23 protein-coding genes and 1 tRNA gene are annotated in these 26619 nt (G+C 63.1%); 12 read left to right on the top strand and 12 right to left on the bottom strand.

From position 1 onward, the window contains the following. The gene (locus tag J3R84_RS00870) at nucleotides 1–504 is read right to left on the bottom strand and encodes an Rrf2 family transcriptional regulator (protein ID WP_025425831.1); all 504 of its coding nucleotides are present in this window, start codon (nucleotides 502–504) and stop codon (nucleotides 1–3) included. Nucleotides 505–612: 108 nt separating this feature from the next. Between J3R84_RS00870 and J3R84_RS00865 the strand changes: the two genes are divergently transcribed. Together J3R84_RS00865 and pdeM are read left to right on the top strand one after the other, a co-directional pair. Continuing rightward, nucleotides 613–3156 (top strand): ligase-associated DNA damage response DEXH box helicase, encoded by a 2544-nt coding sequence (locus tag J3R84_RS00865; protein WP_025425830.1) that lies wholly within the window; start codon nucleotides 613–615, stop codon nucleotides 3154–3156. 47 nt (nucleotides 3157–3203) lie between these two features. Then, on the top strand, nucleotides 3204–3929 hold the full coding sequence (pdeM, locus tag J3R84_RS00860) for a ligase-associated DNA damage response endonuclease PdeM (RefSeq protein WP_025425829.1): 726 nt from the start codon (nucleotides 3204–3206) through the stop codon (nucleotides 3927–3929). Nucleotides 3930–3965: 36 nt separating this feature from the next. Here pdeM and J3R84_RS00855 read toward each other — a convergent pair whose 3' ends face one another. The 5 genes from J3R84_RS00855 to J3R84_RS00835 form a co-directional block, all read right to left on the bottom strand. Further along, the gene (locus tag J3R84_RS00855; protein ID WP_025425828.1) at nucleotides 3966–4544 is read right to left on the bottom strand and encodes a dihydrofolate reductase family protein; all 579 of its coding nucleotides are present in this window, start codon (nucleotides 4542–4544) and stop codon (nucleotides 3966–3968) included. Nucleotides 4545–4747: 203 nt separating this feature from the next. After that, a complete protein-coding gene (locus J3R84_RS00850) occupies nucleotides 4748–4984 on the bottom strand; it encodes an Lrp/AsnC ligand binding domain-containing protein (RefSeq protein WP_025425827.1) in 237 nt (78 codons plus the stop codon). 184 nt (nucleotides 4985–5168) lie between these two features. Further along, nucleotides 5169–5972, bottom strand: a complete 804-nt coding sequence (locus J3R84_RS00845) for a TIGR02186 family protein (protein ID WP_025425826.1) — start codon at nucleotides 5970–5972, stop codon at nucleotides 5169–5171. Continuing rightward, nucleotides 5972–6898: a sulfite exporter TauE/SafE family protein gene (locus J3R84_RS00840; RefSeq protein WP_203527357.1), complete on the bottom strand. Its 927-nt coding sequence runs from the start codon at nucleotides 6896–6898 to the stop codon at nucleotides 5972–5974. Before J3R84_RS00840 ends, J3R84_RS00845 begins: the two co-directional genes overlap by 1 nt. A gap of 247 nt (nucleotides 6899–7145) precedes the next feature. Further along, nucleotides 7146–10934, bottom strand: a complete 3789-nt coding sequence (locus J3R84_RS00835; RefSeq protein ID WP_203527392.1) for an SEL1-like repeat protein — start codon at nucleotides 10932–10934, stop codon at nucleotides 7146–7148. Between the two features lie 434 nt (nucleotides 10935–11368). Between J3R84_RS00835 and J3R84_RS00830 the strand changes: the two genes are divergently transcribed. From J3R84_RS00830 to J3R84_RS00815, 4 genes are all read left to right on the top strand, one after another. Then, complete coding sequence (locus J3R84_RS00830; RefSeq protein WP_025425823.1) at nucleotides 11369–13165, top strand: acyl-CoA dehydrogenase C-terminal domain-containing protein; 1797 nt, start codon at nucleotides 11369–11371, stop codon at nucleotides 13163–13165. 170 nt (nucleotides 13166–13335) lie between these two features. Then, on the top strand, nucleotides 13336–14544 hold the full coding sequence (locus J3R84_RS00825) for an acetyl-CoA C-acetyltransferase (RefSeq protein ID WP_025425822.1): 1209 nt from the start codon (nucleotides 13336–13338) through the stop codon (nucleotides 14542–14544). Nucleotides 14545–14546: 2 nt separating this feature from the next. Next, nucleotides 14547–14957, top strand: a complete 411-nt coding sequence (locus J3R84_RS00820) for a YbaY family lipoprotein (protein WP_025425821.1) — start codon at nucleotides 14547–14549, stop codon at nucleotides 14955–14957. Nucleotides 14958–14968: 11 nt separating this feature from the next. Further along, entirely contained in the window at nucleotides 14969–17185 is a 2217-nt protein-coding gene (locus tag J3R84_RS00815) for an FAD-dependent oxidoreductase (protein ID WP_025425820.1), read from the top strand. A 120-nt stretch (nucleotides 17186–17305) separates the two neighbouring features. On the opposite strand, the gene J3R84_RS00810 is transcribed toward J3R84_RS00815, so the two are convergent. Both J3R84_RS00810 and J3R84_RS00805 read right to left on the bottom strand, forming a co-directional pair. Then, entirely contained in the window at nucleotides 17306–17590 is a 285-nt protein-coding gene (locus tag J3R84_RS00810; protein WP_025425819.1) for a GIY-YIG nuclease family protein, read from the bottom strand. Nucleotides 17591–18280: 690 nt separating this feature from the next. Further along, the gene (locus J3R84_RS00805) at nucleotides 18281–19165 is read right to left on the bottom strand and encodes a DMT family transporter (protein ID WP_025425818.1); all 885 of its coding nucleotides are present in this window, start codon (nucleotides 19163–19165) and stop codon (nucleotides 18281–18283) included. A 300-nt stretch (nucleotides 19166–19465) separates the two neighbouring features. Here J3R84_RS00805 and J3R84_RS00800 point away from each other — a divergent pair, with 300 nt between their 5' ends. Further along, nucleotides 19466–20050: a LysE family translocator gene (locus tag J3R84_RS00800; RefSeq protein WP_225906201.1), complete on the top strand. Its 585-nt coding sequence runs from the start codon at nucleotides 19466–19468 to the stop codon at nucleotides 20048–20050. Nucleotides 20051–20076: 26 nt separating this feature from the next. On the opposite strand, the gene J3R84_RS00795 is transcribed toward J3R84_RS00800, so the two are convergent. Continuing rightward, nucleotides 20077–20550, bottom strand: a complete 474-nt coding sequence (locus tag J3R84_RS00795) for an SRPBCC family protein (RefSeq protein WP_025425816.1) — start codon at nucleotides 20548–20550, stop codon at nucleotides 20077–20079. A 136-nt stretch (nucleotides 20551–20686) separates the two neighbouring features. Here J3R84_RS00795 and J3R84_RS00790 point away from each other — a divergent pair, with 136 nt between their 5' ends. Next, complete coding sequence (locus J3R84_RS00790; protein WP_203527355.1) at nucleotides 20687–21196, top strand: winged helix-turn-helix transcriptional regulator; 510 nt, start codon at nucleotides 20687–20689, stop codon at nucleotides 21194–21196. A 3-nt stretch (nucleotides 21197–21199) separates the two neighbouring features. Here J3R84_RS00790 and J3R84_RS00785 read toward each other — a convergent pair whose 3' ends face one another. Next, entirely contained in the window at nucleotides 21200–22288 is a 1089-nt protein-coding gene (locus J3R84_RS00785) for a calcium:cation antiporter (protein WP_025425814.1), read from the bottom strand. 183 nt (nucleotides 22289–22471) lie between these two features. Between J3R84_RS00785 and J3R84_RS00780 the strand changes: the two genes are divergently transcribed. The 4 genes from J3R84_RS00780 to J3R84_RS00765 all read left to right on the top strand — a co-directional run bounded on the left by J3R84_RS00780 (nucleotide 22472) and on the right by J3R84_RS00765 (nucleotide 25375). Beyond that, nucleotides 22472–23116: a S24 family peptidase gene (locus J3R84_RS00780; protein ID WP_025425813.1), complete on the top strand. Its 645-nt coding sequence runs from the start codon at nucleotides 22472–22474 to the stop codon at nucleotides 23114–23116. A gap of 13 nt (nucleotides 23117–23129) precedes the next feature. Next, on the top strand, nucleotides 23130–23960 hold the full coding sequence (locus J3R84_RS00775) for a thermonuclease family protein (RefSeq protein ID WP_025425812.1): 831 nt from the start codon (nucleotides 23130–23132) through the stop codon (nucleotides 23958–23960). A gap of 93 nt (nucleotides 23961–24053) precedes the next feature. Next, a complete protein-coding gene (locus J3R84_RS00770) occupies nucleotides 24054–24464 on the top strand; it encodes a tellurite resistance TerB family protein (RefSeq protein ID WP_025425811.1) in 411 nt (136 codons plus the stop codon). 98 nt (nucleotides 24465–24562) lie between these two features. After that, nucleotides 24563–25375 carry a sterol desaturase family protein gene (locus J3R84_RS00765; RefSeq protein WP_025425810.1) on the top strand — a complete coding sequence of 271 codons (813 nt, stop codon included), beginning with the start codon at nucleotides 24563–24565 and terminating at the stop codon, nucleotides 25373–25375. 87 nt (nucleotides 25376–25462) lie between these two features. Here J3R84_RS00765 and J3R84_RS00760 read toward each other — a convergent pair whose 3' ends face one another. Together J3R84_RS00760 and J3R84_RS00755 are read right to left on the bottom strand one after the other, a co-directional pair. Beyond that, nucleotides 25463–26296: a transporter substrate-binding domain-containing protein gene (locus J3R84_RS00760; protein WP_038575856.1), complete on the bottom strand. Its 834-nt coding sequence runs from the start codon at nucleotides 26294–26296 to the stop codon at nucleotides 25463–25465. 185 nt (nucleotides 26297–26481) lie between these two features. After that, nucleotides 26482–26556 (bottom strand) — tRNA-Gly (locus tag J3R84_RS00755). Nucleotides 26557–26619 lie beyond the last annotated feature (63 nt).

Genomic DNA, 26619 nt, shown 5'->3' with positions numbered 1-26619 from the left:
TCAGGCGCCGGCGGTCGACTTGCGTTCGTTGACCGCCAGGAATGTGTTGGTCCGCGCCGAGATGCTGCCGTCATCTATGGCGTTGAGATCGGCGATGATGTCACCAATGGTCACGCGCCGAAGCTCGGCGCGGTAGGCCTGCTCGGCTTTCAGCATCGCGACGTTGATCGTGCACGCCGCCTTCGGCTTGCAGGCATAGGGATGGGGGCCGCGCAACCGGATTTCGTTGCAACGAAACGCCGGCTCCGGCCCTTCGACCGCAAGCACGATATCGAGCAGGCTGATCTTTTCCGGCAGGCGGGCGAGCCGGTAGCCACCCTTCGGGCCGGGAACCGCTTCGAGCAGCCCTGCCCCGGACATGGCCTGGAGATGCTTCAGGAGATAGCTGGTTGAAACCCCGTGAAATTCGGCGAGCGCTGCCGCCGACAGCGTGCTGCCGGGCTGAAGACAGCTCAGCATCGTCATGCTGTGGATCGCCTGCTCGACACCGTCCCCGAGTTTCATTCGCCGCCTCCATATCGTGGATATTCTTTATCCACGATTTACCGAAGAGTCAATCGCCCTGGGATCGCCGAGGCCGCGGGCTTCTCTTTTGCCGGATTTGATCTACCTTTGTTCTCCGTGAACAGGATCGATTCCCCGCGCCCGCAAGGCGACGCGTTGGCCTTGCCCGCCCCCTTCCTTCGCTGGTTCGGCGAGAAGGGCTGGCAGCCGCGCGCCCACCAGCTGGAACTTCTGGCGCGGGCGGAGGCCGGCGAATGCACGCTGCTGATCGCGCCGACCGGGGCCGGCAAGACGCTCGCCGGCTTTCTCCCCTCTCTCGTCGATCTCACCCGGCGCGGAAAAATCCCTCCGGGCTCCGCCTTTACCGGCATTCACACGCTCTACCTCTCGCCGTTGAAAGCCCTTGCCGTCGACATCGAGCGCAATCTGATGAAGCCGGTCGACGAAATGGGCCTGCCGCTTCGCGTTGAAAACCGCACCGGCGACACGCCGCAGGGAAAGCGCCAGCGCCAGAAGCTCAACCCGCCCGACATCCTGCTGACGACGCCGGAGCAATTGGCGCTGCTGCTTGCCAACGGCGAGGCAGAGCGCTTTTTCCGGGATTTGCGCTACGTCGTCTTCGACGAATTGCATTCGCTGGTCACCTCGAAGCGCGGGCACCTGCTGTCGCTCGGCCTTGCCCGGCTGCGCAGACTGGCGCCCAGGCTGCAGACGATCGGGCTGTCGGCGACGGTCGCCGACCCGATGGACCTGCAGCGCTGGCTGGCGCCGCAGTCACCCGATCGAAGCGACCATGCCGGCCTCGTGACCGTTAAGGGTGGGGCCAAGCCTGATATCTCCATCCTGCGCACCGACGAACACGTCCCCTGGGCTGGACATTCGGCACGCTACGCCATCGCCGACGTCTACGCCGCGATCAAGGAGCACGGCACCACCCTGCTCTTCGTCAACACCCGCAGCCAGGCGGAGCTGCTGTTCCAGGAACTCTGGACCATCAATGACGACAACCTGCCGATCGCACTTCACCATGGCTCGCTCGATGTCGCACAGCGGCGCAAGGTCGAGGCGGCTATGTCGGAGAACCGGCTGCGCGCCGTCGTCGCCACCTCGACGCTCGACCTCGGTATCGACTGGGGCGATGTCGACCTCGTCGTGCATGTCGGCGCGCCCAAGGGGGCAAGCCGGCTCGCTCAGCGCATCGGCCGCGCCAACCACCGCATGGACGAGCCTTCGAAGGCGATCCTGGTGCCGGCCAACCGCTTCGAGGTGATGGAGTGCCAGGCGGCGCTCGACGCCAATTACATCGGTGCGCAGGATACGCCGCCGGTCGGCAAGGGCGCGCTCGACGTGCTTGCCCAGCATGTGCTCGGCATGGCTTGTGCCGCACCGTTCGGTCCCCTGTCGCTCTACGAGGAAATCACCAGCGCGTCGCCCTATGCGTCGCTCACCTGGGAAACCTTCGAGCGCGTCGTCGATTTCGTCGCGACCGGCGGTTATGCGCTGAAGACCTACGAGCGCTATGCCCGCATCCGCAAGACCAAGGAGGGGCTCTTTCGTGTTTCCAATCCGCTGGTCGCGCAGCAATACCGCCTCAATGTCGGCACCATCGTCGAATCGCCGATGCTGAACGTGCGCATGGTCAAGCGCAACCAGCGCGGTTCGCTCGGCCGCGGCGGCATGTCGCTCGGCAAGGTCGAGGAATATTTCCTCGAAATGCTGTCGCAGGGCGACACCTTCCTGTTTTCCGGCAAGGTGCTGCGTTTCGAAGGCATCCGCGAAAGCGAATGCCTCGTCAGCCAGGCGCTTTCCTTCGACCCGAAGGTACCAAGCTATGCCGGCGGCAAGTTTCCGCTGTCGACCTACCTCGCCGAACAGGTGCGCAAGATGCTGGCCGACCCGGCCCGGCGGGCGGCACTGCCCGAACAGGTCCGTGACTGGCTGTCGCTGCAGAAGGACGTATCGATGCTGCCGCGCGAGGACGAACTTTTGATCGAGACCTTTCCACGCGGCAGCCGGCACTACATGGTGATCTACGCCTTCGAGGGGCGGCTTGCACACCAGACGCTTGGCATGCTGCTCACCCGCCGGCTCGACCGTGCCGGCCTGAAACCGCTCGGTTTCGTCGCCACCGACTACTCGCTGGCGGTCTGGGCGCTGGACGATCTCGGCGCGACATTCCAACTGCGCCGCAAGGCGCTCGCCGATCTCTTCGACGAGGACATGCTTGGCGACGACCTTGAGGCCTGGCTGAACGAATCCTTTCTGCTGAAGCGGACCTTTCGCAACTGCGCGGTCATTGCCGGGCTGATCGACCAGCGACACCCTGGCAAGGAAAAGACCGGCCGCCAGGTGACCGTATCGGCCGACCTCATTTACGACGTATTGCGCGCGCACGAGCCGGACCACCTGCTGCTGGAGGCCACGCGCAACGATGCGGCAACCGGGCTTTTGGACATCGGCCGTCTTGGGGATATGCTGAAGCGAATCAAGGGCCACATCACCCATCGCCGGCTCGACCGGATCTCGCCGCTTGCCGTTCCCGTCATGCTGGAGATCGGCAAGGAGGCGATCCAGGGCGAGGCGCAGGATTTCCTGCTTTCCGAAGCCGCAGACGACCTGATCAACGAAGCGATGGGCGGCGAGCCGCTATAGAATAGCCCCGTGTTCATGCGAACACGACAAGGACGGTGAAGAGACGCATGCACAGGCTCGCTCACGCACTATCGGCTCCGACAGACGGCACGGCGGCTTCCGCGCGCGCCATCGTCCACGGCGTCGAAGCGGTCTGCGATCCGCTCGGCAGCCTCTATCTGCCGGAGACGAGAACGCTTGTCGTTTCCGATCTGCATCTCGAGAAGGGATCGGCCTTTGCCCGGCGCGGCATGATGCTGCCGCCCTACGACACCCTTGCCACCTTGCGCGTGCTCGAAGCGGCGATAACCCGCCATGACCCCAGATTGGTCATCAGCCTCGGCGACAATTTCCATGACCGGGTCGGATCCGCGGCGATGCCCGATACCTTCCGCCACATGATCGCCGCGATGGCGATGGGACGGGAATGGGTCTGGATCAATGGCAATCACGACCCCGATGGCGCCTCGGGTCTGCCCGGCATATCGCTGGACGAATTCCGACACGCCGGCCTCACCTTTCGTCATGAACCATCGAGGGGCGAGGCATCGGGGGAAGTTGCCGGCCACCTGCACCCGGCAGCGACGGTCGTCCGGCGCGAGAAATCGGTGCGCCGCGCCTGCTTTGCTACCGATGGGAAACGGCTGCTGATGCCGGCCTTCGGCGTCACCACCGGCGGCCTCGATCTGCGCCACCGGGCAATGACCGGCCTCTTCGATCGCGCCAAGCTGGTCGCCCACATGCTTGGTCGCGATCGGATCTACTCGGTCCGCTTCACAAACCTGATCGCCTGAGGCGCACCGGACTTCACGCCGGCGACGTTCGGTGTTTCAGGCCGCAACAGGTTGCGGCGCGTAACGCAGGATCACGCTGCCGGTAGAAAGCGGTCGCGCTTCCAGAAGCGCCATCGACATCGCGTTTTCGGCACTCTTGAAGAACGGCGTGCCTTTGCCAAGCCGGAGCGGAACGACGCACAGCATGATCTCGTCGATCAGATTTTCCGGCAGCAATGAATCGACCAGTTCGGCACTGCCGAAAATATAGAGGTCTTTCGCGGCTTCCTGCTTCATCCGCCGCAGTTCGCCGGCGATATCGCTGACGACACGGCTGTTGTTCCATTCTGCCCTATCCATCGTTCGCGATGCGACGATCTTTGGCAGAGCGTTCATATAGGTCTTGACCTCGCCCTCCTCCTCGGTCGTCGACCAATAGGCGGCCATGCCTTCGTAGGTCACGCGACCGAAGACCAGCGCCTCGGTCTTTTGTCCAAACTCACGGCTGAGTTCGTCTAGTTCAGGACCCCAGGCACTGTTGTGGAAATCGAGATCCCATTTCTTCGCGCCTTCGAAGTAACCGTCGAGCGTCACCAGATTCCAGACGATGAGTTTTCCATTTTTCCGCTCTTTCAAAACTGGTTGCATAATTGAAGCAGTTTGACGATATCAAACTGATATCAAATTGCAAGCAGTTTTGACCTTCGGAAAAATCGAACAGCCGTGGGTGCTCCGCCGACGGGCTGTGCAATGATCGCGGATTGTTTTCGTACAGCGCGAGAGGCGTGCCTCACCGTCGAGCGTGAGGCCTGCCGGGTAAAGCGGGGCCGCCCGCTAGCTCAGAACGCGTTGAAGGTCAGCGTCGTCAGCGAGCGGGAGATGCCCGCAACCGTGGCAATGTTGTCGTTGATGAACTTGCCGATGTCCTGGCCTTCTTCGATGTAGATCTTGAGCAGGAGGTCGTAGTCGCCGCTCGTCGAATACATTTCCGAAACGATCTCCTTGCGGTAGATCTCGTCGGCAACCTCGTAGGTCTTGCCGGGAGCGCACTGCAACTGGACGAAAATCGCTTTCATGGAGTTTCCTCTGTTTCTGCCTTGCAGCGCCGCGCGACAAGAATGACGCGCTAAGGCCGCTGCAACGCTTTAAACTGCTGCATCGTTTTCTCCTTAAATCGATTCCGATTTAAGGAACTATTCAGTAGGCCTTCTTTACCCGTCCGGCGCCCAAAAGGGAACGTCGGCCGATTGCCGCCGAGGACTATTCCTTGCGGAAGAGCAGGCTCGCGCCCCAGCCGGTGATGACAGCGAGCAGCACGGCAAAAACGCCGTAGAACAGCGGCTGCCCATGCGCCGTCTCGGTGATCACCTGCTCCAAACCCGTCTTGACCACGCGCAGCGGCAGCGCCTTGGCGGCGACGAAGGTGCCGTCGCGGAAGAGATAGGCGCGCACAACATGCACCCCGTTCGGCACGTTGGCAGGCAGGCGCACCGACGCCTTGAACAGGCTGGAGCTGATGAACTGCACACCACCGGGATCGCGCTCATAGACGCCGCTCGTCTCGCGGATGCGGCGGAAGGCATTGCGGAACTCGCCGAGATTGCTGCCGTCGCCGACGAAGCCGAGGGGCACAAGCCGCATGTGGTCGACCCCGATGCCCATGTTGCCCATTTCACCCGGTGGGGCGATCGTCTCGATGTCACGCGTGCTCGACAGCGAATAGGATTCCGGCACCAGCTCGAAGGTCATGGAGCTGGTGTTTACCCAGATTCCGAAGACGCGTTCCTTCTTGCGCACCGTCGCATTATCCTTCGGCCCCTCGAGCGAAACGATGATGTTGTATTTGCCCTGCGCCAGGAGATTGGGATTGAAACCGTCGACCGCGCCGAAGATCGTCAGATCCGCGCCGCGGAAATCCGAGGTGATGGCGATCTCGTCGGTCGAGATGCCGATCTCCAGCTTCTCGGTGAAGTCGTTGGCGTTCTCGTCCTGCAGCTGGGCACTGGCCGGAGCGGCGAAGGAGAGCGTCAGGGCTGCGAGGGCGATATTGATGAGGCGGCGCATCAGAAGCCGAACCCCGCTGACACGACCGAATAGATGTCCTTCGGCGGAATGACGAGTTCGATTGCCAGACGAATGCCGACGGCAAGCACCAGCAGCGCCAACAGCGCGCGCAGCTGCTCGCCGCGCAGCTTCTGGCCGACCCGGACGCCGTATTGCGCACCGACGACGCCGGCAATCATCAGCACGAAGGCGAGCACGATGTCGACGGTATAGTTGGTCGAGGCCTGGACGATGACCGTGTAGGCGGAGACGAAGATGATCTGGAACAGCGAGGTGCCGACAACCACATTGGTCGGGATGCGCAGGAGGTAGATCATCGCCGGGACCATGATGAAGCCACCGCCGACACCCATGACCGACGTCAGGACACCGATGCAGAAGCCGAGGGCAGCGACGGGAATGACGCTCAGATAGATCTTCGATTTCTTGAATCGCATCTTCAGCGGCAGCCGGTGAACCCAGTTGTGCTGCCCGGGACGGCGCAGCGGCGTCGCGTGGTTCTTGGCCGCCTTGCGCATGGCGCGCACGCTCTCCCACAGCATCAGGCTGCCGACCGAGCCCAAAAGCACGACATAGAGCAGCGAGATGACCAGATCGAGCTGACCGACGCGGCGCAAGAGCGAGAACAGCCAGACGCCGACCGTTGCCCCGGCAAGGCCGCCGCACAGAAGCACCGTGCCGAGCTTGATGTCGATCGTGCCGCGCCGGAAGTGGGTGATGGCACCCGAGATCGAGGAGGCCACGACCTGGTTGGCGCCGGTCGCAACGGCAACCACGGGGGGAATGTTGTAGAAGATCAGGAGAGGCGTGATCAGGAACCCGCCACCGACGCCGAACATGCCCGATAGAAAGCCGACGGCCGCACCCATGCCGAGGATGATGAGTATGTTCACCGACAACTCTGCGATGGGCAGATAAATCGTCACGCCGGACCTCAATATGCCAACGGCCCGCGGTGCGGGCAAAAAACGTCACAGTGGCAAGTAATTCACCACGGAGGGGGGATTATCTCTGAAAGCCGACACCCCTCCCGAGGGCGAGGTGGCATAGGCTTCCGTCATGCGCTCCTGGGCCGGAGCTGTCAACCTTTTCAGCCACATGGCGTACAGCTTCGGCTCCGCGAACCGTGTCACCCGGTTCTGCGGCTTTATTGCGGCGGCAGACCCTGCCGGATCAGGAATTGCGCTTGAGCAATTCCTTCACCAGCTGGTCGGTGATTTCACCGGTCGGCTCCTGGCCGACGGATGTCTGGAAGGCCTTGATCGCGGCAACCGTCTTCTTGCCCATCTGGCCGTCCGGCTTGCCGGCGTCGAAGCCGTTATTGTTGAGGATCGCCTGGATGTTGCGAATGGCCTTGCTCATGTCGATCGAGGCGGTCTTGTTGGCCGGTCCTACCCAGGCATCCGGCACGTCGACCGTGTTCGCCTTGGCGTCGACCGCCTGCGGCTTCCATGCGTCGGCCTTGGCCTTGGCGCTCGAAAGTTGCTCGGGCTTCATCGCCTTGGCCACGTCGTCGCGCTTGGCCGCAGCATCCATGTCGCCCTCGCGGGCGGCGGCGGAAAACCACTTGTAGGATGCTTCAAGATCCTGCGGCACGCCGTTGCCGCGGGCATAGAGGACAGCCAGATTGAACTGGCTGTCGCGGATGCCGAGCTCGGCTGCCTTGGCAAACCATTTCGTCGCCTCGGCGAAATCCGGCGAGCCATCGCGGCCGCTGGCCAGCATGACCGCGAGATTGTGCATGGCGCTGGCATTGCCCTGCTCGGCGGCCTTCAGGTAGAGAACCTTGGCCTTGGCAGCGTCGCGCGTCAGACCCGAGCCTTTCTCATACATGCTGGCGAGCCGGTATTCGGCCGGCACGACGCCGGCGTCGGCGGCGCGCTGATACCATTTGGCGGCTTCCGCCAGATCTTCATTGACGCCGCGGCCTTCTGTGTAGCGCGCACCGATCTCGTAGAAAGCCAGGGGATCGCCACCCTTGGCGGCCGTCACCAGCGCAACCGGGCCGAAACCATCGGGCAGGACGACTTCGGCAGCCTTTGCGACCGGCGCAAAGGTTCCGGCCTGCGCGGCATCGACTGGGGCGGCCTGGAACGTCGAAGCGGCGACCGGCCCCTTGGCTTCCGGCACGGGCTGGAGCAACGGCGCCTGCGTTTCGTTTACCGCCTTCGTCGATGCGGATGTGTCGGCCGGTGGCGTCGCGGCGGCTGGCGTCTCAACGGCGCTTGACGGCTGCTCGACGGAATCGAGCGGCGCTTCGGGAATGGGCTGCAGCGCTTCGACCGGTGTTTCGGTCGCTACGGCGGCTGCCGCCGGTGCCTGGTCGCCCGCGACCTTGGTTGCGTTGGCGATCGCCGGCTGTTCAGCGACGGGCGCCAACTGCTGTTCGATGATCGCCACCGGTTCGGCAACGGGCGCATCGCTGCCCTTCAGCATGGCGCCGACGAGCGGATAGGACATGATCGCAAGCAGCACGGCGCCGACAGCCATCAAGATCGGGCGGCGATGGCGGGCAAAGGCACCACCAACGCCGCTGGCAACGCCACCGTCCTTGGTCTTGTTGAGCGTATCGGCTTCCTCGACCGCCAACTGCGCTGCCCGGCGGGCGGCGGCGATAAAGTCCGCCTTGTCGCCGTCTGCCGCCTGTTTGCCGCCGCGGTTCATCTGGCCGGCGCGAACACGCTCGAGAATCTTCTTGACGTCGGGAACACCAGAGCCCGGCTCGAGCAGCTGATTGGCCTCTTCGGGTGCCAGCATTTCGGATGGGTCGATGGAGGGGGCGGGCTCGACCAGTTGTCGTGCCAGCTCCTGTGCGGGCTCGGCACGCTTCCCGGAAAAGCGCCGGGTCAGGTCAGCAAGCAGGCCCGTGCGGGCGGTAGCCGGCTGTTCGCGCGCGCCATCGGGCTCGATGGTCGAAACCTGACCTTCGTCACCGGCGAACGCAGTCGCATGCGCAGATGCGGTGGCGGCGGCAATGACGCCGTCGTCTTCCGCCTGGAGCGCGCGGACGTTGCGCTGCAGATCCTGATAGCGGTCATCGAGATCGGCGCCGCTGAACGGGTCGTTGAATTCCGGTTGAGCTGCCTTGGGCATCGCAGCAATTTCGCGCGCCACCGGCGCCTCGTAATGCGCCGCGGCCATGGCGGGCTCGCGGCCCTCGATACGCTCGAGCTTGTCGGCGATGTGAACGAGGGTTTCATGCAGGGCTTCAAAGGTGCGCGCCGTGCGCTCGTCGCTGGAGCGGCTCAGATCTTCGAGCGTGCGCAGGTCTTCCGCCAGCGCCGAGATCGCCGCGAGATCGCCGCCACCGGCCGACTGAGGCATGCCCTTCCTGGAATATGCCTCCATCACCGCCTCGGCCGCCTGCCGCGCGGCCTCGACGATGTACTCGTCGCTGGTGGCGAAATAGTCTTCGAGCGCATTCATGCGGCTCTCGAATTCCACCGGCATGGCGGCACCCGCCTCACTGCGGGGCTGGCTGACCAGGGTCGACAGGTTGGCGATCTGCGCTTCGAGGTTGTGCAGCGCGGCGCGGTCGTCGAACGGCGCCGCATAGGTTTCTTCCAGCCGCTGCGCTATGCCAGCGAGGCGATCTTCAAGACGGTCGAAACGCGGATCGGCGACGGGGTGTGCGCTGAGCGTGTCGAGGTCGTCGATGCGGCGGGCGAGATAGTCGAGCCGCTCGGCCAGAGCATCGTTGACGCTGCCTTGATCGAGCGCTTCGATCTTGCGGGAGATGTCGTTGAGGTAGTTCGTCAGGTCCGGTTGGACATTTCGGTGGCTGCGCTCCATCAGCATGGAAAGCTGGTCGAGGCGTTCTTCCAGTCCGGCCGCAGCCTTCTCGCCGGCGAGATCCTCAACCCGTGCGGCCAAGGCTTCGAGGCGGGCACCGAGACCGGAATCAACAGGGCGGGACAATCCGTCGATCTGCCGCGAGAGGTCGCCGAGCCTGGTCTCCAGGCGATTGGCGAACCCGCCCTCGAGGCCGCTGGCACTGCGGCTGTTGGCGGCAATCGCCCGGCTGATTTCGTCAAGCCGCGCGTCGAGGTCAGCGAACTGCGACACGAGGCGCCGGTCGTCCGGCTGTATCTGGCGGCCGAGCATCTCGATCGCCTGGGCGACCGCAATCATCTTGTCTTCAAGCACGTCGACCGCAGAGCTGTTGCCCAGCGCCCCGATCTGCGACTTGATCTCGTCGAGACGGTAGGCCAGCGCCACCAGCTCGTCGTCGCGGTTCTGGTCAAAGGCGATCAACCGATCCTCGACGCCGTTCCAGCGGCTTTCCATGCGGCGAACGCTGTCTTCGCGCGCCAAGCCGTCGATCATCGCCCGCAGATCGTCAAAGTCGCTGCGCAGCGCATCCGCCTGGGCAGGCGACGCCTGGCGGCCGAGCTGCTGGATGCTGTCGGCAAGGCGCTGCATGTCGCCGCGCACGTCCTCGGCGAAGCTGTGGTCCTGGGCCTGCACCTTGATGCCGCGAATTTCGGCGCGCAGGGAGTTCATCTCGCGGGTGACGCCTTCGGTGATGTCGCGCTTGAGGTCCTGGCGCAATCCGACGAGTGCCTCGGCGATATCGTTGACGGCCGCCGCCGGCCGGGCGACGGGCGCACGTACCGGCTGGGGCCGTATATCGTCGACGTAACGCTCGGGCTCGCGCTGGGCCAGGCGATCCGGCTCGCGTTGCGGCAAACGGTCTCTCAAGGGTGGCCGCTCGCGCGACGTGCTAAGCGCCCGCTGGCGCTGCATGATTTCGGAGACGGCATCACGCGGGGATGGGATATCGCGGGGGGCGACACGCTCGCGCTCGACTGGACGGGCCGGCGGCTCGCGTCCCGCTCCGTTCATCAGGCCTTCGATCCGGGCTTCAAGCCCTTCAATCGTGCGGTTCAGGGCGTCCAGAGAGGGCCGCTCGCCATAGCTCTGGCTACCAGCGCGCTGAGGATTTGATCGCGATCCATTCATTGTGCTCTTCGCCCCTGTCCGTCGGCCATCTCGAAAGTCGCCACGGAAGGAAACGGCTTCCTTCACCCCTGCGGCACTTGCGACGTGGGCAAAGCTACAACAATGCGAGGACCGGACCGGTTGCAGCTTTGACCATCTCAACACGCACCTTTCATTAAACGTGGTAAACAAGCCGTTAACCGGCGCGGATTTTTTAACGATTTGACAGTGCTAGCTGATGGAGAGTGTTGTGCGGCGGCGATTTCACCGCGCCTTTTATCCGCAAGCGAAACTTCGATCGGGCGGTATTTTTGACGTTTACGCAAACGTCAAAATTTTGTAGCATCCTGCCAACGATGCGAGACCGCCCTCAGATGGCGGCGCATTCGGCATGTTGCAACCGGACGTCGGCCGCTTGGAGGCGGCGATCCGAAAGCGAAAAAGGCGAGGAAAGAATGCCCACCTACAAGGCACCGGTAGACGATACTCTCTTCATTCTGAACGACGTGCTCGGCATCGAGCGATACAACAACCTTCCCGGCTTTGCCGATGCGACGCCCGACATGATCGAAGCAATCGTCGGCGAAGCCGCCAAGCTTGCGGAAGAAGTGCTGTTTCCGGTCAATCTTTCCGGCGACCAGGAAGGCTGCAAGCGGCACGACGACGGCTCGGTCAGCGTGCCCAAGGGCTTCAAGCAGGCTTTTGATCTCTACCGCGAAGGCGGCTGGCTCGGGCTTTCGGTGCCAGAGGAATTCGGCGGCCAGGGCCTGCCCTACACGCTGCACACCGCCGTCGGCGAATATATGTCCTCGGCCAACATGGCGCTGACGATGTATCCCGGCCTGACCCAGGGCGCGATCGCTGCGATCCTCGTCCATGGCTCGGATGAGCAGAAGCGGGCCTATCTGCCGAAGATGGTGGACGGCACCTGGACCGGCACGATGAACCTGACGGAGCCGCATTGCGGCACCGACCTCGGCCTCCTGCGCAGCAAGGCCGTGCCCGATGGCAACGGCGCCTACAAGATTTCCGGCCAGAAGATCTTCATCTCCGCCGGCGAACACGACATGTCGCAGAACATCATCCATTTGGTGCTTGCCCGCATCGAGGGCGCGCCGGATGGCGTGAAGGGCATTTCCCTGTTCATCGTGCCGAAGTTCAAGCTCACCGCCGACGGCGAGCCGGGCGAGCGCAATGGCGTCTCCTGCGGCGCCATCGAGCACAAGATGGGGATTCACGGCAACTCGACCTGCGTCATGAACTATGACGAGGCGGAAGGCTACCTCATCGGCACGGAGAACAAAGGCCTCAACGCCATGTTCGTGATGATGAACGAAGCCCGTCTCGGTGTCGGCCTGCAGGGCCTGTCGGTCGCCGAAATCGCCTACCAGAACGCCGCCAACTATGCCCGCGACCGCATCCAGGGCCGCTCGCTTTCCGGCCCGAAGGCGCCGGACAAAAAGGCCGACCCGATCATCGTGCATCCGGATGTGCGCCGCACGCTGATGACGATCCGCGCCTTCAACGAGGCCGGACGCGCCTTTACCCTTTGGACTGCTCTCAAATCCGATATCGCCCACCGCTCCGACAATGACGCCGACCGCCAGACGGCCGACGACATCCTCGGCCTGATGACGCCGATCCTCAAGGGCGTCCTGACCGACAAGGGCTTCGACCACGCGGTCATGGCGCAGCAGATGTTCGGCGGTCACGGCTACATCGAAGAACACGGCATGAGCCAGTATGTCCGCGATGCCCGCATCGCGATGATCTACGAAGGTGCCAACGGCATCCAGGCGCTCGACCTCGTCGGCCGCAAGCTCGGCCTCAACGGCGGCCGTGCCGTCATGGCGCTGTTCAAGGAAATCGGCGATTTCTGCGAGGAAAACCGCGGTAACGAGAAGCTTTCCACCTACACCAAGGCGCTGAAGAAAGGCCTCAACGACCTGCAGGCGTCCACCATGTGGTTCATGCAGAACGCCATGGCCAAGCCCGACAATGCCGGCGCCGGCTCGACCGACTACATGCACCTCTTCGGTCTGGTCGTGCTCGGCTACATGTGGGCGAAGATCGCCAAGACCGCCGAGGAAAAACTGGCCTCTGGCGAAACGGCACGCGCGGACTATCTGAAGAACAAGCTGATTACCGCGACGTTCTTCATGGAGAGAATTCTGCCGGAAACGGCGCTGCGCAAGGCCCGCATCGAGACTGGCGCCGACACGCTGATGGCGCTCGACGCGGCGGCGTTCTGATTTCGCCGCGTTCCGATTTCTACTGCATGATTCCTTAAATCGGATCCGATCTAGGCGTAAAATTATGCAGCAAGTTTAAAGTGTTACAGCGTCCTTAGCGCGTCTGACGCGCCGCGCTGTAAGTGTTTGACGGGCGGCACCATCAGGTGCTGCCGAAAGGGAGATGAGACATGACGAAAGTCTTCGTTTACGACCACGTGCGCACGCCGCGCGGCCGTGGCAAGAAGGACGGCTCGCTGCACGAAGTGCCGTCCGTTCGCCTTGCGGCCAAGATGCTGGAGGCCGTGCGCGATCGCAACGGGCTCGATACGTCAACCGTCGACGACATCATCATGGGCTGCGTCGATCCGGTGATGGATGCCGGCGCGGTTATCCCGAAGGCAGCCGCCTTCGAAGCAGGCTATTCCACCCGCGCGCCCGGCATGCAGATCTCGCGCTTCTGCGCGTCGGGTCTCGATGCCGTCAACTTCGGCGCGGCGAAGATCGCCCAGGGCGCCGACGACATCGTCATTGCAGGCGGCGTCGAGAGCATGTCGCGCGTCGGCCTCGGCATGTCCGGCGGCTCCTGGTTCATGGACCCGTCCGTCAACCTGCCGGCCTATTTCATGCCGCAGGGCGTCTCGGCCGACCTGATCGCCACCAAGTACGGCTTCAGCCGCGACGACGTCGATGCCTACGCCGTCGAAAGCCAGAAGCGCGCAGCGCATTCCTGGGAAAAGGGTTACTTCAAGAAGTCGGTCGTGCCGGTGAAGGACCAGAACGGGCTGACCATTCTCGACCGCGACGAGCATATGCGTCCCGGCACCGACATGCAGGCGCTCGCCTCGCTCAACCCGTCGTTCCAGATGCCGGGCGAGATGGGCGGCTTTGAAGCCGTCGGCATCCAGGCGCATCCGGAAATCGAGAAGATCAACTACGTGCACCATGCCGGCAACTCGTCGGGCATCGTCGATGGCGCCGCGGCCGTGCTGCTCGGCTCCAAGGCCGGCGGCGAAAGCATGGGCCTCAAACCCCGCGCCCGCATCCGCGCCTTCGCCAATATCGGCTCCGACCCGGCGCTGATGCTGACCGGCCCGGTCGACGTGACCGAGAAGTTGCTTAAGCGCGCCGACATGAAGCTCTCCGACATCGACCTCTTCGAGCTCAACGAGGCGTTTGCCGCGGTCGTGCTGCGCTACATGCAGGCCTTCGACATTCCGCACGACAAGATCAACGTCAACGGCGGCGCGATCGCCATGGGCCATCCGCTCGGCGCTACCGGTGCGATGATCCTCGGCACGGTGCTCGACGAGCTGGAACGGCGCGATCTCAACACCGCGCTGGTGACGTTGTGCATCGGCGCCGGCATGGGCACCGCAACGATCATCGAAAGGGTCTGACGATGGTAGCCACGCGCCGCACGCTTCTCGGGCTGATGGGGCTGGGGCTGCTTGCAGTCTCAGCTTGCGTCTCCGAAGACGAAGGCGGCGACAGCTTCACGCTGACCGGTGCGATCTCCAATGTCGCCAACGGCCCGGTTCCGGCAGGCACCGTCACCATCCGGCTCGAGGAGCAGGGCGTGATGGATGTGGCCGCCAAGCTGATCGCCGAAACGTCCGTTTCGAGCGACGGCAAGGCAAACCGTGTGCCCTTCGTGCTGCAGGTGCCGAAGCCCGAACTCGACAAGGCCGCCGATGCCGGCTTCACCATCAGCGTCGAGCGCGACGGCAGGCTGATCGCCACCAACACCACCAAACAACGTTACAGCGGCGGATCGAATATCTCGCTGCGCATCGAACCCATTCTCTACTGAGGGGGAGAACCATGACGAAGTATACCAATTTCAAGATCGAGACCGATGCCGACGGCATTGCCCTGGTCACCTGGGACATGCCTGAGAAGTCGATGAACGTCTTCACCCAGGAGGTGATGGAAGAGCTGAACGCCATCGTCGACGAGACGACGGCCGATGCCGCCGTCAAGGGCGTCGTCTTCACGTCGGGCAAGTCGTCGTTCTCCGGCGGCGCTGACCTCTCGATGATCAAGTCGATGTTCACCTTCCAGCAGGAAGAAAAGAAGAAGGACCCTGATAACGCCGCCCAGAAGCTTTTCGACCTCGTCGGCCGCATGACCGGCTTGTTCCGCAAGCTCGAAACCTCCGGCAAGCCGTGGGTGTCGGCGATCAACGGCACCTGCATGGGCGGCGCCTTCGAGCTTTCGCTCGCCTGCCACGGCCGCGTCGCCTCGAACTCCAAGTCGGTCAAGATCGCCCTGCCTGAAGTCAAGGTCGGTATCTTCCCCGGCGCCGGCGGCACCCAGCGCGTGCCGCGCCTGACCAACGCGCAGGACGCGCTGCAGATGATGACCACCGGCTCGTCGCTGACCGCGGCGCGCGCCAAGGCGCTTGGCCTGGTGCATGAAGTCGTCGACGCCGACAAGCTGGTCGAGGCTGCCAAGGCGATGATCAAGAACGGCCTGAAGCCGGTCCAGCCCTGGGACGAAAAGGGCTACAAGGTACCCGGCGGCGGCATCTGGACCCCGGCCTCGGCCCAGCTCTGGCCGGCTGCCTCCGGTATCCTGCGCCGCGAGACGCAAGGCAACTACCCAGGCGCGATCGCGATCCTCAAATGCGTCTATGAGGGCCTGCAGGTCCCCTTCGACACGGCTCTGAAGATCGAACAGCGCTACTTCACCGAGATCCTTCAGACGACCGAAGCCTTCTCGATGATCCGCTCGCTGTTCGTCTCGATGCAGGAACTCGGCAAGGGTGCCCGCCGCCCGGCCGGCGTGCCGAAGTCCGAGTTCAAGCATGTCGGCGTCGTCGGCGCCGGCTTCATGGGCGCCTCGATCGCCTATGTGACGGCCGCCGCCGGCATCGCCGTCACGCTGATCGACCGCGACATGGAAGCGGCGACCAAGGGCAAGGCCCATTCGGAGGGCCTGGTCAAGGATTCGGTCGGCAAGGGCCGCCTGACCAAGGAAGAAGGCGAAGCGCTGCTTGCGCGCATCACGCCCTCCGCAGACTACAACGACCTGAAGGATGTCGGGCTCGTCGTCGAAGCCGTGTTCGAAGACCGCCAGGTCAAGAAGGACGTGATCGAGAAGGTGGAAGCGGTTATCGGCGAAGACACGATCTTTGCCTCCAACACCTCGACGCTGCCGATCACCGGCCTTGCGAAGAACTCGAAGCGTGCCGGCCAGTTCATCGGCATCCACTTCTTCTCGCCGGTCGAGAAGATGATGCTGACGGAAGTGATCCTCGGCAAGGAGACCGGCGACAAGGCGCTCGCCGTCGCGCTCGACTATGTCGCCGCGATCAGGAAGACGCCGATCGTCGTCAACGACACGCGCGGCTTCTACGTCAACCGCTGCGTCTTCCGCTACATCCACGAAGCCTATGACATGCTGATCGAGGGCGTGCCGCCGGCGATGATCGAAAATGCCGCCAAGATGGCCGGCATGCCGGTTGGCCCGCTGTCGCTCAATGACGAAGTGGCAATCGACCTCAGCCAGAAGATCCTGAAAGCCACCGTCGCCGATCTCGGCGAAAAGGCCGTCGATCCCAAGCACATGGCGCTGATCAACAAGATGGTCGACGACCTCGACCGTCGCGGCCGCAAGAACGGCAAGGGCTTCTACGAATATCCGGCAAAGCCCGCGAAGAAGTACCTGTGGCCGGAGCTTAAGACGCTCTATCCGCAAGAGAATGCCGACAAGATCGACGTCGAGGTGCTGAAGCAGCGCTTCCTGGCAACGATCGCGCTCGAAGCGGCCCGCACCATGGAAGAAGGCATCGTCACCGATCCGCGCGAAGCCGACGTCGGCTCGATCCTCGGCTTCGGCTTTGCGCCCTACACCGGCGGCACTCTCTCCTACATCGACGGCATGGGCGCCAAGGCCTTCGTCAAGATGTGCGAGAAGCTTGCCAAGGACTATGGCAGCCACTTCAAGCCGACGGCACTGCTGAAGGAAATGGCCGAACGCGGCGAAACCTTCTACGGCCGCTTCGACCCCTACGGCGAGAAGAAGCAGGCGGCGTAAAAGATCCCACCGAACATGCAGACAGGCTCCTCACGGAGCCTGTTTTCGTTTGTTGGAAATCTCAGATGAGTTGGCTACATCGCGACATAAGGTGCCGCAGAAGCGACCCTCGCCAATTTGTCACCACAATTCCTCATAGAGATCGCGCCAGTCCGGATTCATGCGCTCGATCAGGTCGAGTTTCCATTGGCGATACCAGCGCTTCAGAGATTTCTCACGCTGGATTGCAGAGCCGATCTGAAGGTGCTCTTCGTACCAAACCAACCGGGCGCACCCGTATTTTGAAGTGAACCCGGGCATCAAGCCTTCGCGATGCTCATAGATCCGGCGCGCAAGATCGGATGTTACGCCGATGTAGAGCGTCCCTTTCTTCTGATTGGTCACGATGTAGACATAGCCCGCCATGCGCGCGAATAGTGATGGCCGCTGCTCGTTCTGGTCAAGTCCAGATCGGAGTGGCGAGATGCATTGGTGATGCGGGAAAACAACCGGGATAAGAGAGGACCAATGATCCTCGCAATACACCCTTGCGTTATTGCTCGGGCGCATGGATCCTCGGGTCAAGCCCGAGGATGACTGTCGGAGGACGAGCCGATTTCCTTTTGATCCGAGAATAGGTGCGTCTTCTACTCTGGCAGGCTTCCCTTGGTGCCTGTCCGCGTCGCGAACGCTGGCGCAGAGAAACGTCTTCCCGTCGGGGAAAATGAAGCGTTCCGGCACCGCGACATGGGGCACTGAACGCACTTTGAGCATCACTTCGGTAGCATTTGTCTTCAGCCGGCCCTCCACCCGTCATCCTCGGGCTTGACCCGAGGATCCAGACCCGTTCGCGGCGCTAACCGATCGGTCCTTGCGTCAAGCCCGAGGAGCGCGGAGGAGAGAACGTTGCCGCGCGCCGGCAATCTTCTGCGCAGTCACTGCTGCCGTCGGGCGCTACCAAAGCACCGGCGCATCGGCGCGATTGGCCGGATCGGCCCAGTAAAGCGACGTCAGGACTTTGGCGAGGTGGCCGAATTCGGTGTAGCAATGCTGGAGCAGACCGGGCCGATGGCATCATGCCAGCTGGACAATCGAGCTACCGCTGCTTGAGGCGGGCTAAACCTCGGCAACCACCCGCCGATGGGCCAAGCGCTCGCCGACAATGATCGTCAGTCCGGCGACGAAGATAAGGCCGGCGCCGGCAAAGACGTTGCTCGCCGGAATATCGCCCCAGATCAGGAAGCCGAGGCCGAAGGCCCAGACGAGTGAGGTATATTCGAACGGTGCGATCACCGAGATCGGCGCCCGGCGCATGCCCTCGAACAGCGCATATTGCGCGATGCCGGCGATCACCCCCGTGCCCGCCATCAGCGCGAGATCGAACAGCGCCGGCGGCGTCCAGTAGAAGCCGACGGCAAGCCCGGTCATTGCGATGAAGAAGACGTTGGAGATCGTCATCTGCGTCAGTGTCGTCTCCTGGAGCGCGGTCTTGCGCAGCATCACCGTACCGATCGCCCAGAACACGGCGGCCATCAGCGCCAGGAAAACCGGCAGCGAGAGCCTCATGCCCGTTCCAAGCGGATCGCAGGCGATCAGCACGCCGATGAAGCCGAGCAGCACCGCGAACCAGCGGATTGGTGGCACGTCTTCCTTGAGGATCGGGACGGCCAGCAGCGTCACCACGATCGGCGCGGCGTAATAAAGCGTGGTCATTTCGGCAAGGGCGAGATCGCGGGCCGCATTGAAATAGGAAAGCCAGGCGGCCAGCAGCAACAGGTTGCGCACGAACAGCGGCTTGACGACGGGCGACGAGATCGCGCGGCGCACGAGCCTGCCCCGGCCGATCACCAGACACAGGAGGAGAATGGTGATGCTGCGGGTAAACAGGATCTGCCAGACCGAATAGCCGACCACCAGCCATTTGACCGACGCATCCTGCAGCGAGAACAGCAAATAGGAAAACGTCGTCATCACGATGCCGGAAAGCACTGTCTTGTTCATGGAAAGCCCCGATGGCAGCCGGGAGAAAAGGCGGCAGCGCCCGTCTGATAGCGCGCCGCCGCTCAAGGCGGAAGAGGTGGCGGCAGCCTGCGCTGTGGCGAAATCTTGGAGTGTGTTCGTACTTTCGCTTGATGGAGATCAAGGCCCCGGACCGGCCTCTTCGCTACGCATGAAGCAACCAGGTCGGGGTCGGTCCCGGGAGTTATGCAGAAAGTCTCAGTGCGGCGGCAACAGGAGCGTATCCAGATTGATGCGCGATGCTGTACATGACCGCAATATCGCCGCGAAACCGGATCCTCGATGATGCAACCGCTCGCCTTCACCCTTTCCGCCCTCGTCCTCTTGGCGACGCCGGGCCCGACGAACACCTTGCTCTGGCTCTCCGGCGCCGCGGTCGGTTTTCGGCGCTCGGCGCAGCTGCTCCTAGGCGAACTCGGCGGTTATCTCGCGGTGATCATTCCAGCCGTGGCGCTGCTTGCGCCATTTCTCGCGGCGCATCCGCAGATCGGGCTCGCGCTCCGGATCGTGGCTGCCTTCTGGGTCCTTTTCCTCGCCTATGCACTGTGGACCACCGGTGACGACAACCGGGCTTCGCCCGAGATCACCACCCAACGGGTGTTCGTTACGACGCTTCTCAATCCCAAGGCCCTGATCGTAGCCCTGGTGCTTTTGCCGCAGACCGGACTGGTGGCGACGATACCGTGGATCACAGGGTTTTCGCTGCTCGTCGTTGTCGCCGGCTCGTTCTGGATCGGCGCCGGCGCCATGCTCATCCGGCTGTCGCGCGGCGCGCACATGTCCAATCTGCCGCGCCGCATTGCCGCCGTCTGTCTCGCGGTGTTCTCCTTCGGCATCGCCGGCAGCGCGCTGGCAACGATGCTTTAATGCCGCAGATCCGCAGCGATGGCAGATCAGGCGGCTTCCGCCGTCTCGCCGAGTTCGGTGCCAAGCGCGGCGATCAACTCTTCCCAGCCCTCACGCCGATAGGCGACCTGGTCGAGCCCATCAAGAAAGGCCGCCTGCTCGGTGAAGACGATACGCGTGCCGGCGCCGTGCGGCTGGATATCGACGGTTGCCACCGAAGCGGAAATCCGCCGCTCGTTCTCAGCCATCGTATAGGCCGAGATGATGCGCCGGTTCTCGACGATATCGAGGTAAACAGTGTCGTTGTGATAGAAGGTCTTGCCGTCCTTGCTGAAGCGGCCGCTCTCGCGCCCGCCGACGCGGAAGTCGTGGCTATATTCGGCGACCGGCCACCCGTCCGCCTTGACGAACCAACGGTCGTGCGCCGCCGGATCGGCGAAGGCGCGAAAGACCTGTTCGGGCGTCGCCTTGAAAACCCGTTCGATGGTGAAGCTCGCATGTTCCACGGAATTGGCACTCATGATCTTCTCCTCTTCGATCCATTTGCGCAGACGCACCAGCGCTTCCGCGCGCAGCCAGATAACTGATTTCATTTTGAAAGCAGTTGCAAGATAATTCCACTGATGCAATAATGCAAGCAGTTTTGAAAGGACCCCAATGAAAGACGATCATCGCTCCGGCTGCCCGATCAATCTCTCGCTCGAGGTCTTTGGCGACAAATGGAGCCTGCTGATCGTCCGCGACATGATCTTCGGGGGCAAAAGGCACTTCCGCGAACTGCTGCGATCGCAGGAGGGCATCTCGTCGAACATTCTTGCTGATCGGCTGAAGATGCTTGTCGAGCAGGGAATGCTGACCAAGACGGATGACCCGACGCACAAGCAGAAGGCCATCTACAGCCTCACAGAAATGACCATCGCGCTGGTGCCGATCATGGCGCATCTCGGCGCCTGGGGGCGGCGCTACCTGCCCGTCAGCGAAGAGCTCAGCATCCGGGCCGAACTGATGGAAACCGGCGGGTCTGAGCTCTGGAACCGCTTCATGGACGAGCTTCGCTACGAGCATCTCGGACTGGCCCTCGATGGTCCGCCGCGCGTGCGCGCGACATTGCAGGCAGCCTTTGAGGATGTCGTCGCCCGCAAGACCAGGGAAAACGCGGTCGCTTGAGGACTACAAACCGATAGCCGAAAGCATGACGAAGGTGGAAAACAGCACGAAATGCGTCATGCCCTCGATGGCATTGGTTTGACCGTCGTTGAGATTGATCGCTGCAACGATCAGCGTGATCGCCACCATCACCGTCTGCACCGGCGACATCGCCATGATGAAAGGCTGGCCGGTGTAAAGCGCAATCGCCTCCATCACCGGCACGGTCAGGATCACGGTCGACAGCGATGCTCCGAGCGCGATGTTGACGACCGCCTGCATGCGATTGGCAAGTGCTGCACGCATCGCCGTCATGATCTCGGGCGACGCCGAGATTGCGGCGACGACGATGGCGGCGACGGCCGGCGGCGCGCCGCTCCCCTTGAGGCCTGAGGTCAGCAGCCCCGACATGATTTCGGCAAGCGCGCCGATCAGCACCACGCCAATGAGCAGGATCACGATCGACGGCAGCACCGGCTCGTCGGGTTCACCGGCATCATCAATCCCGTCGCTCCTCGCCCGGGGGTAGCTGTAGCTGAAGAAGTAGCTGTGCACCCCCACCTGCATGCGCAGGAACAGCGTGTAGAGCATGATCATCGCGCCGATGGTGAAGGCGGAATAGAAGTGCCACCTCGCGGCCGGCACGAATTCGGGCACGACCATCGAAATGCCCATCGCCGTCAGGATCATGACGCTGTAGGTGCGCGCGGAATTGTCGTTGTAGGGTTGCTCTCCGTGTTTCAGCCCGCCAAGCAGCGCGGCAAGACCGAGAATGCCGTTGATATCGAGCATCACGGCGGAATAGATCGTGTCGCGCACCAGCGTCGGCGAACTCTCGCCGGTCATCATGATCGCCAGAATGATCACTTCCACCAGCACGGCGGACAGCGTCAGGATCATCGTGCCATAGGGGTCGCCGACCTTGGCCGCGAGGACTTCGGCGTGATGGGCGACCCGCATCGACGCCAGCACGATCGCACCCACCAATGCGGCCGCCCCAACGAGCGAAGCTACCTGCCCCATTTCGAGCAAGGGGTGCTCCAGCACAAAACCGGCAATCGCGGCAACCAAGGCGGCGAACAGCAGACGTTCGGATTTCAGCACCGCCAACAAATGAGCCCCCTCGCCGGCTAAACTCAAGCAACGACAAGGACTATAGAAGCGGGCCACTCTATTTCAATCGGAACGACCAAGGATTATTTTCCTCCCTGTTCTTTACCACCCTGGCCGGCTTGGTTAATCTACTGTCGAATAAGGACGTGCGGCCGTCGCCGCCCTGCCGCGGAACAGACATTCATGCTGTCACACGACACCATCTGGCACGCCATCGATGCGTTGGCCGAGCGCCACCAGCTCTCGCCGTCCGGGCTTGCGCGCCGCGCCGGGCTCGACCCGACGTCCTTCAACAAATCCAAGCGCCAGTCCGCCGATGGCCGCGAGCGCTGGCCGTCGACGGAATCGATCGCCAAGGTGCTGGATGCGACCGGTGCGACCATCGACCAGTTCATGGCGCTGATGCGCCCTGACGCCGCCCGAACCGAGCCGTATAAACCCGCCATACCGCTGATCGGTTTTGCCCAGGCTGGCGCTGGCGGCTTCTTCGACGATGGCGGGTTTCCGGCCGGCCAGGGCTGGGACGTCGTCGATTTCCCGGCGGCGGCCGAGCGACGCGCCGGCATCTATGCGCTCGAGATCCAGGGCGAAAGCATGCTGCCGCTCTATCGCGACGGCGACGTTCTGATCGTCGACCCGGGCGCGCAGGTCCGGCGCGGCGACCGTGTCGTGGTCAAGACCCGCGAAGGCGAGGTTATGGCGAAAATCCTGGTGCGGCATACTCCACGCAATATCGAACTGCTATCGCTCAATCCGGAACATCCCAACCGGAGTTTCGAGATGAGCGAAGTCGAATGGATTGCCCGGATCATCTGGGCCAGCCAATAGGACATCTTTCCTGATGCGGCAGCAACTGGTCACCCTGGCAGGCGGGATTGCCGCCATAGCGCTCTATACCGGCATCCTCTATGCCGGCGCCACGACGATCCGCGACCGGGAAAGTGGCGCCACGCCGGACTTCGTGCTCGAAACGCCCGACATGGGGGAAACGCAGCCTGAGGTCGGCGCCGAAGACGTGCCGTTCGACATGACGGCCCCTGAACAGAACGACACGGTGCCTGATGGTGGCCAGAGCGAAAGCAGCTCCCACTCGACCGAGACCACTGCCCGCGCCATCGAACCGCAACAGTTTGGTCTGCCCGACGAAGTCACGACGAAGCCACTCGAACGCATAGAACCGCGAACGCCGCTGTCGGATACCGACAGGGACAAGCCGAAGGCGCCGACGGTCCTCCAACAGCCGATGGCGCTCGCCGCCGGGCTCATCCGCTTCGGCAAGATAACACTGCAACTCGACGGCATCGAGCCGGAAGCGGCGGAACGGACCTGCGAAAGCGCCGGCAAAAGCTGGCCCTGCGGCATGGTCGCCCGGACCGCCTTCCGCAACTTCCTGCGTGCCCGTGCGGTCAACTGCGACATCCCCGGAGACGGAACGGGCGAGACCGTCACCGCCCGGTGCACCGTCGGCGGCCAGGATCCTGCCGCCTGGCTGGTTGCCAATGGCTGGGCGACACCGTTGCCGGGCTCGGTGCTTGAAGAGCAGGCCGAAGCGGCACGCAAGTCAAGGCTTGGCTTCTACGGCGATGACCCGCGCGATTTTCGCCAAACGCCGATGCCGTTCGACGATCCGAGCGCCGCTGCAACGATGGACGAAGCGGCACCGGACTTGTAAGGAACGGCGGAACACACCAGTTCTTCCTACAGCGCCGCGCGTCTTATTAGACGCGCAGACGTCGCTGCAGCAGACACTTTGCGGAAAGCCTCCATGCCACCCAACCTCAGCCAGCACGAAGCCCTTGTCTATGTCATGGTGATGATGTCGGCGGTCGACCGGGAGATGAGCGACGACGAGTTCGCGCGCATCGGCAGGCTCGTGCAGTTTCTTCCCGCCTTCGAAGGCTTCGACGAGGACCAGCTTGTGCTCGTCGGCCACGAATGCTCAGCCCAGCTTGCCGCCCCTGAAGGCCTCGACATCGTGCTTGAGATCGTTCGCGAGGCGCTGCCGGAGAGGCTTTACGAGACGGCTTATGCGCTCGCCGTCGAGATTGCGGCCGCCGACCAGCGCATCCGCAACGAGGAGATCCGCCTTTTGCAGTTGCTGCGTGATCGCCTCGGCCTCGACAAGCTTACCTGCGCTGCAATCGAACGCGGCGCGCTCGCCCGCTTCCGCAGGTAACGGCGGGCCGATCCGGCCGGTTCACGTCAACGTGTCTTGGCGCTCTCCTGCCGAAGCGTGATATCGCTTCACCGAAAAACGGCAGCGAGGCCTGAGGGATGCAGCTTTTCGGCGTGACCGAACCCATGTGGCGCCTTTTGGCCTTTCTCTCGGTCTTTGCCGCCATGGCGGCGCTCGAGCTTCTGCACCCGAGGCTGGAGCGGCCGGAACTGCAAAAGGCGCTGAAGGCGCGCCGCTGGTTTACCAACCTCTCTATCCTGGTTCTGTCCTCGCTTTCGCTGCGGCTGATCTTCCCGGCCGCTGCCACGGGCGCGGCACTCTGGGCTGAAGCGCGGGGATACGGCCTGCTGCCGGCATTGGGCGTTCCTCCGCTCGTGGCCGGCGCAATCGCCTTCGTCTTGCTCGACTTCGCCGTCTGGCTGGAACATGTCGCCTTTCACAAGGTCCCCGCCCTATGGCGAATGCACCGGGTTCATCACGCCGACCCGGGCGTCGACCTGACCACGGCGCTGCGCTTTCATCCGCTGGAGATCGTCGTCTCGATGATCTGGAAGATTGCCGTCGTCGTCGCGCTCGGCGCACCTGCCGTCGCCGTGCTGATGTTCGAGATCGTGCTGAATGCCGCTGCCATGTTCAACCATGCCAATCTGCGGCTGCCACCCCGCCTCGACCGGGCGCTGCGGCCGCTGATCGTCACGCCCGACATGCACCGCATCCACCACTCGACCGAGCGCTCGGAAACGGATTCGAACTACGGCTTCAACCTGGCGATCTGGGACCGGCTGTTCTCGACCTATACGGATCGGCCGCGACGGGGCGACGATGCGATCGAAACGGGGTTGACCGCCTATGGCCGCAGCGAGCCGACCAAGCTTTTGTGGTCGTTACTCCTGCCCTTCCGTCGCAGTTGATTTGGAGCATGTCCGCGCAAAGTGTGCGGCGGTTTGGCGACATAAACTGCAGAGCGTTTCTGTCTCAGAGGAGCCGCTGAAACGCTCCTAGTAAATTCCGTTCGGGAAATAGCGCAGGTAGATCTCGTCGAGCCGCCCACTGCGCGAAAGCGCCAGCAAGGCGTGATCGATCGCCTGCGTCAGCGCCGGCTCGGCCTTGCGGTTCATGATCGTCAGGCCCTCGCCAAGAAAGCGTTGCGAGAAATAGGCGCCGTCGACAAGCGCGCAGCATCCGGCGGCAGCGCTGCCGGACACCCAGAAGGAAAGCTGCATGCCGTCGGAAAAGACGGCTGCGACCTCGCCCTTCTGCAGAGCGGCGAGCATGGCATCGCGATCGGGAAAGATCCTGGCTTCAAGCTTGGGGAAAAAGGCCCTGAACATCACCTCATGCGTGGTGCCGGAAACGACGCCCACCGCCTTGCCCTTCAGGCCCGACGGATCGGAGACGGCGCCGGCTGCCTTGGTGTTGACGGCGAAGCGCGCAGGAAGCCGTATGAACGGCCTGGAGAAGCCGAAGCGCTGACGCAGTTCCGGACTGACGGAGATGCCGGCGGCGACCGCCTCGCCCTGTCCCTCTTCCAGCGCCGGGAGCAGCTCGGCATAGGTGACCGCCTGGATCTGGCATTTGGCTTCGATATCGAGTTCGCGGCAGATCTCGCGCACCAGGTCGACATGGAAGCCCGAAAGCTTGCCCGATTGGTCGATGAAGTTGAACGGCGGGAAATCCACCGTGGTCAGGAACCGTAGGCGCGCAAGGCCGGTCAGATCCGGCTTGGCAATGCGCTCGCGCGCATCGAACAGATTGGGCAGATCCCTGGGCTGGGCGGCAAGCGAACCGGCCATCAGATACACGCACAGAGCCAGCAGTCGGTGGATTTTCATGGGCAATGGCCAGCGCGTCTCTTGGTGGTACCGCACGGCCAGCGCGGCCGCAGATGATTCATGGGTGATGACAAGATTAGCCGGATGGAACCGGGCTGGCTACTGGCTTCGGCGTCCGACGGTTCGGGCCGTCGCACGCAGGAGTGCCGGCTCAAAGCGCGATGGGCTGACATTGAAGAAAAAAGTGGAGCGGGTGATCGGGATCGAACCGACGACATCAAGCTTGGGAAGCTGGCGTTCTACCACTGAACTACACCCGCAGCGCTTCGGAAACTTCCTCAACCGCATGCATCTGTCAAGGACCGTTGCGCCGCGTTGCCGCG

The sequence above is a fragment of the Ensifer canadensis genome (assembly GCF_017488845.2).
Lineage (GTDB): Bacteria > Pseudomonadota > Alphaproteobacteria > Rhizobiales > Rhizobiaceae > Ensifer > Ensifer canadensis.
Note: the sequence above shows the minus strand (reverse complement) of the source record. Positions and strands in the feature narration are given on the sequence as shown.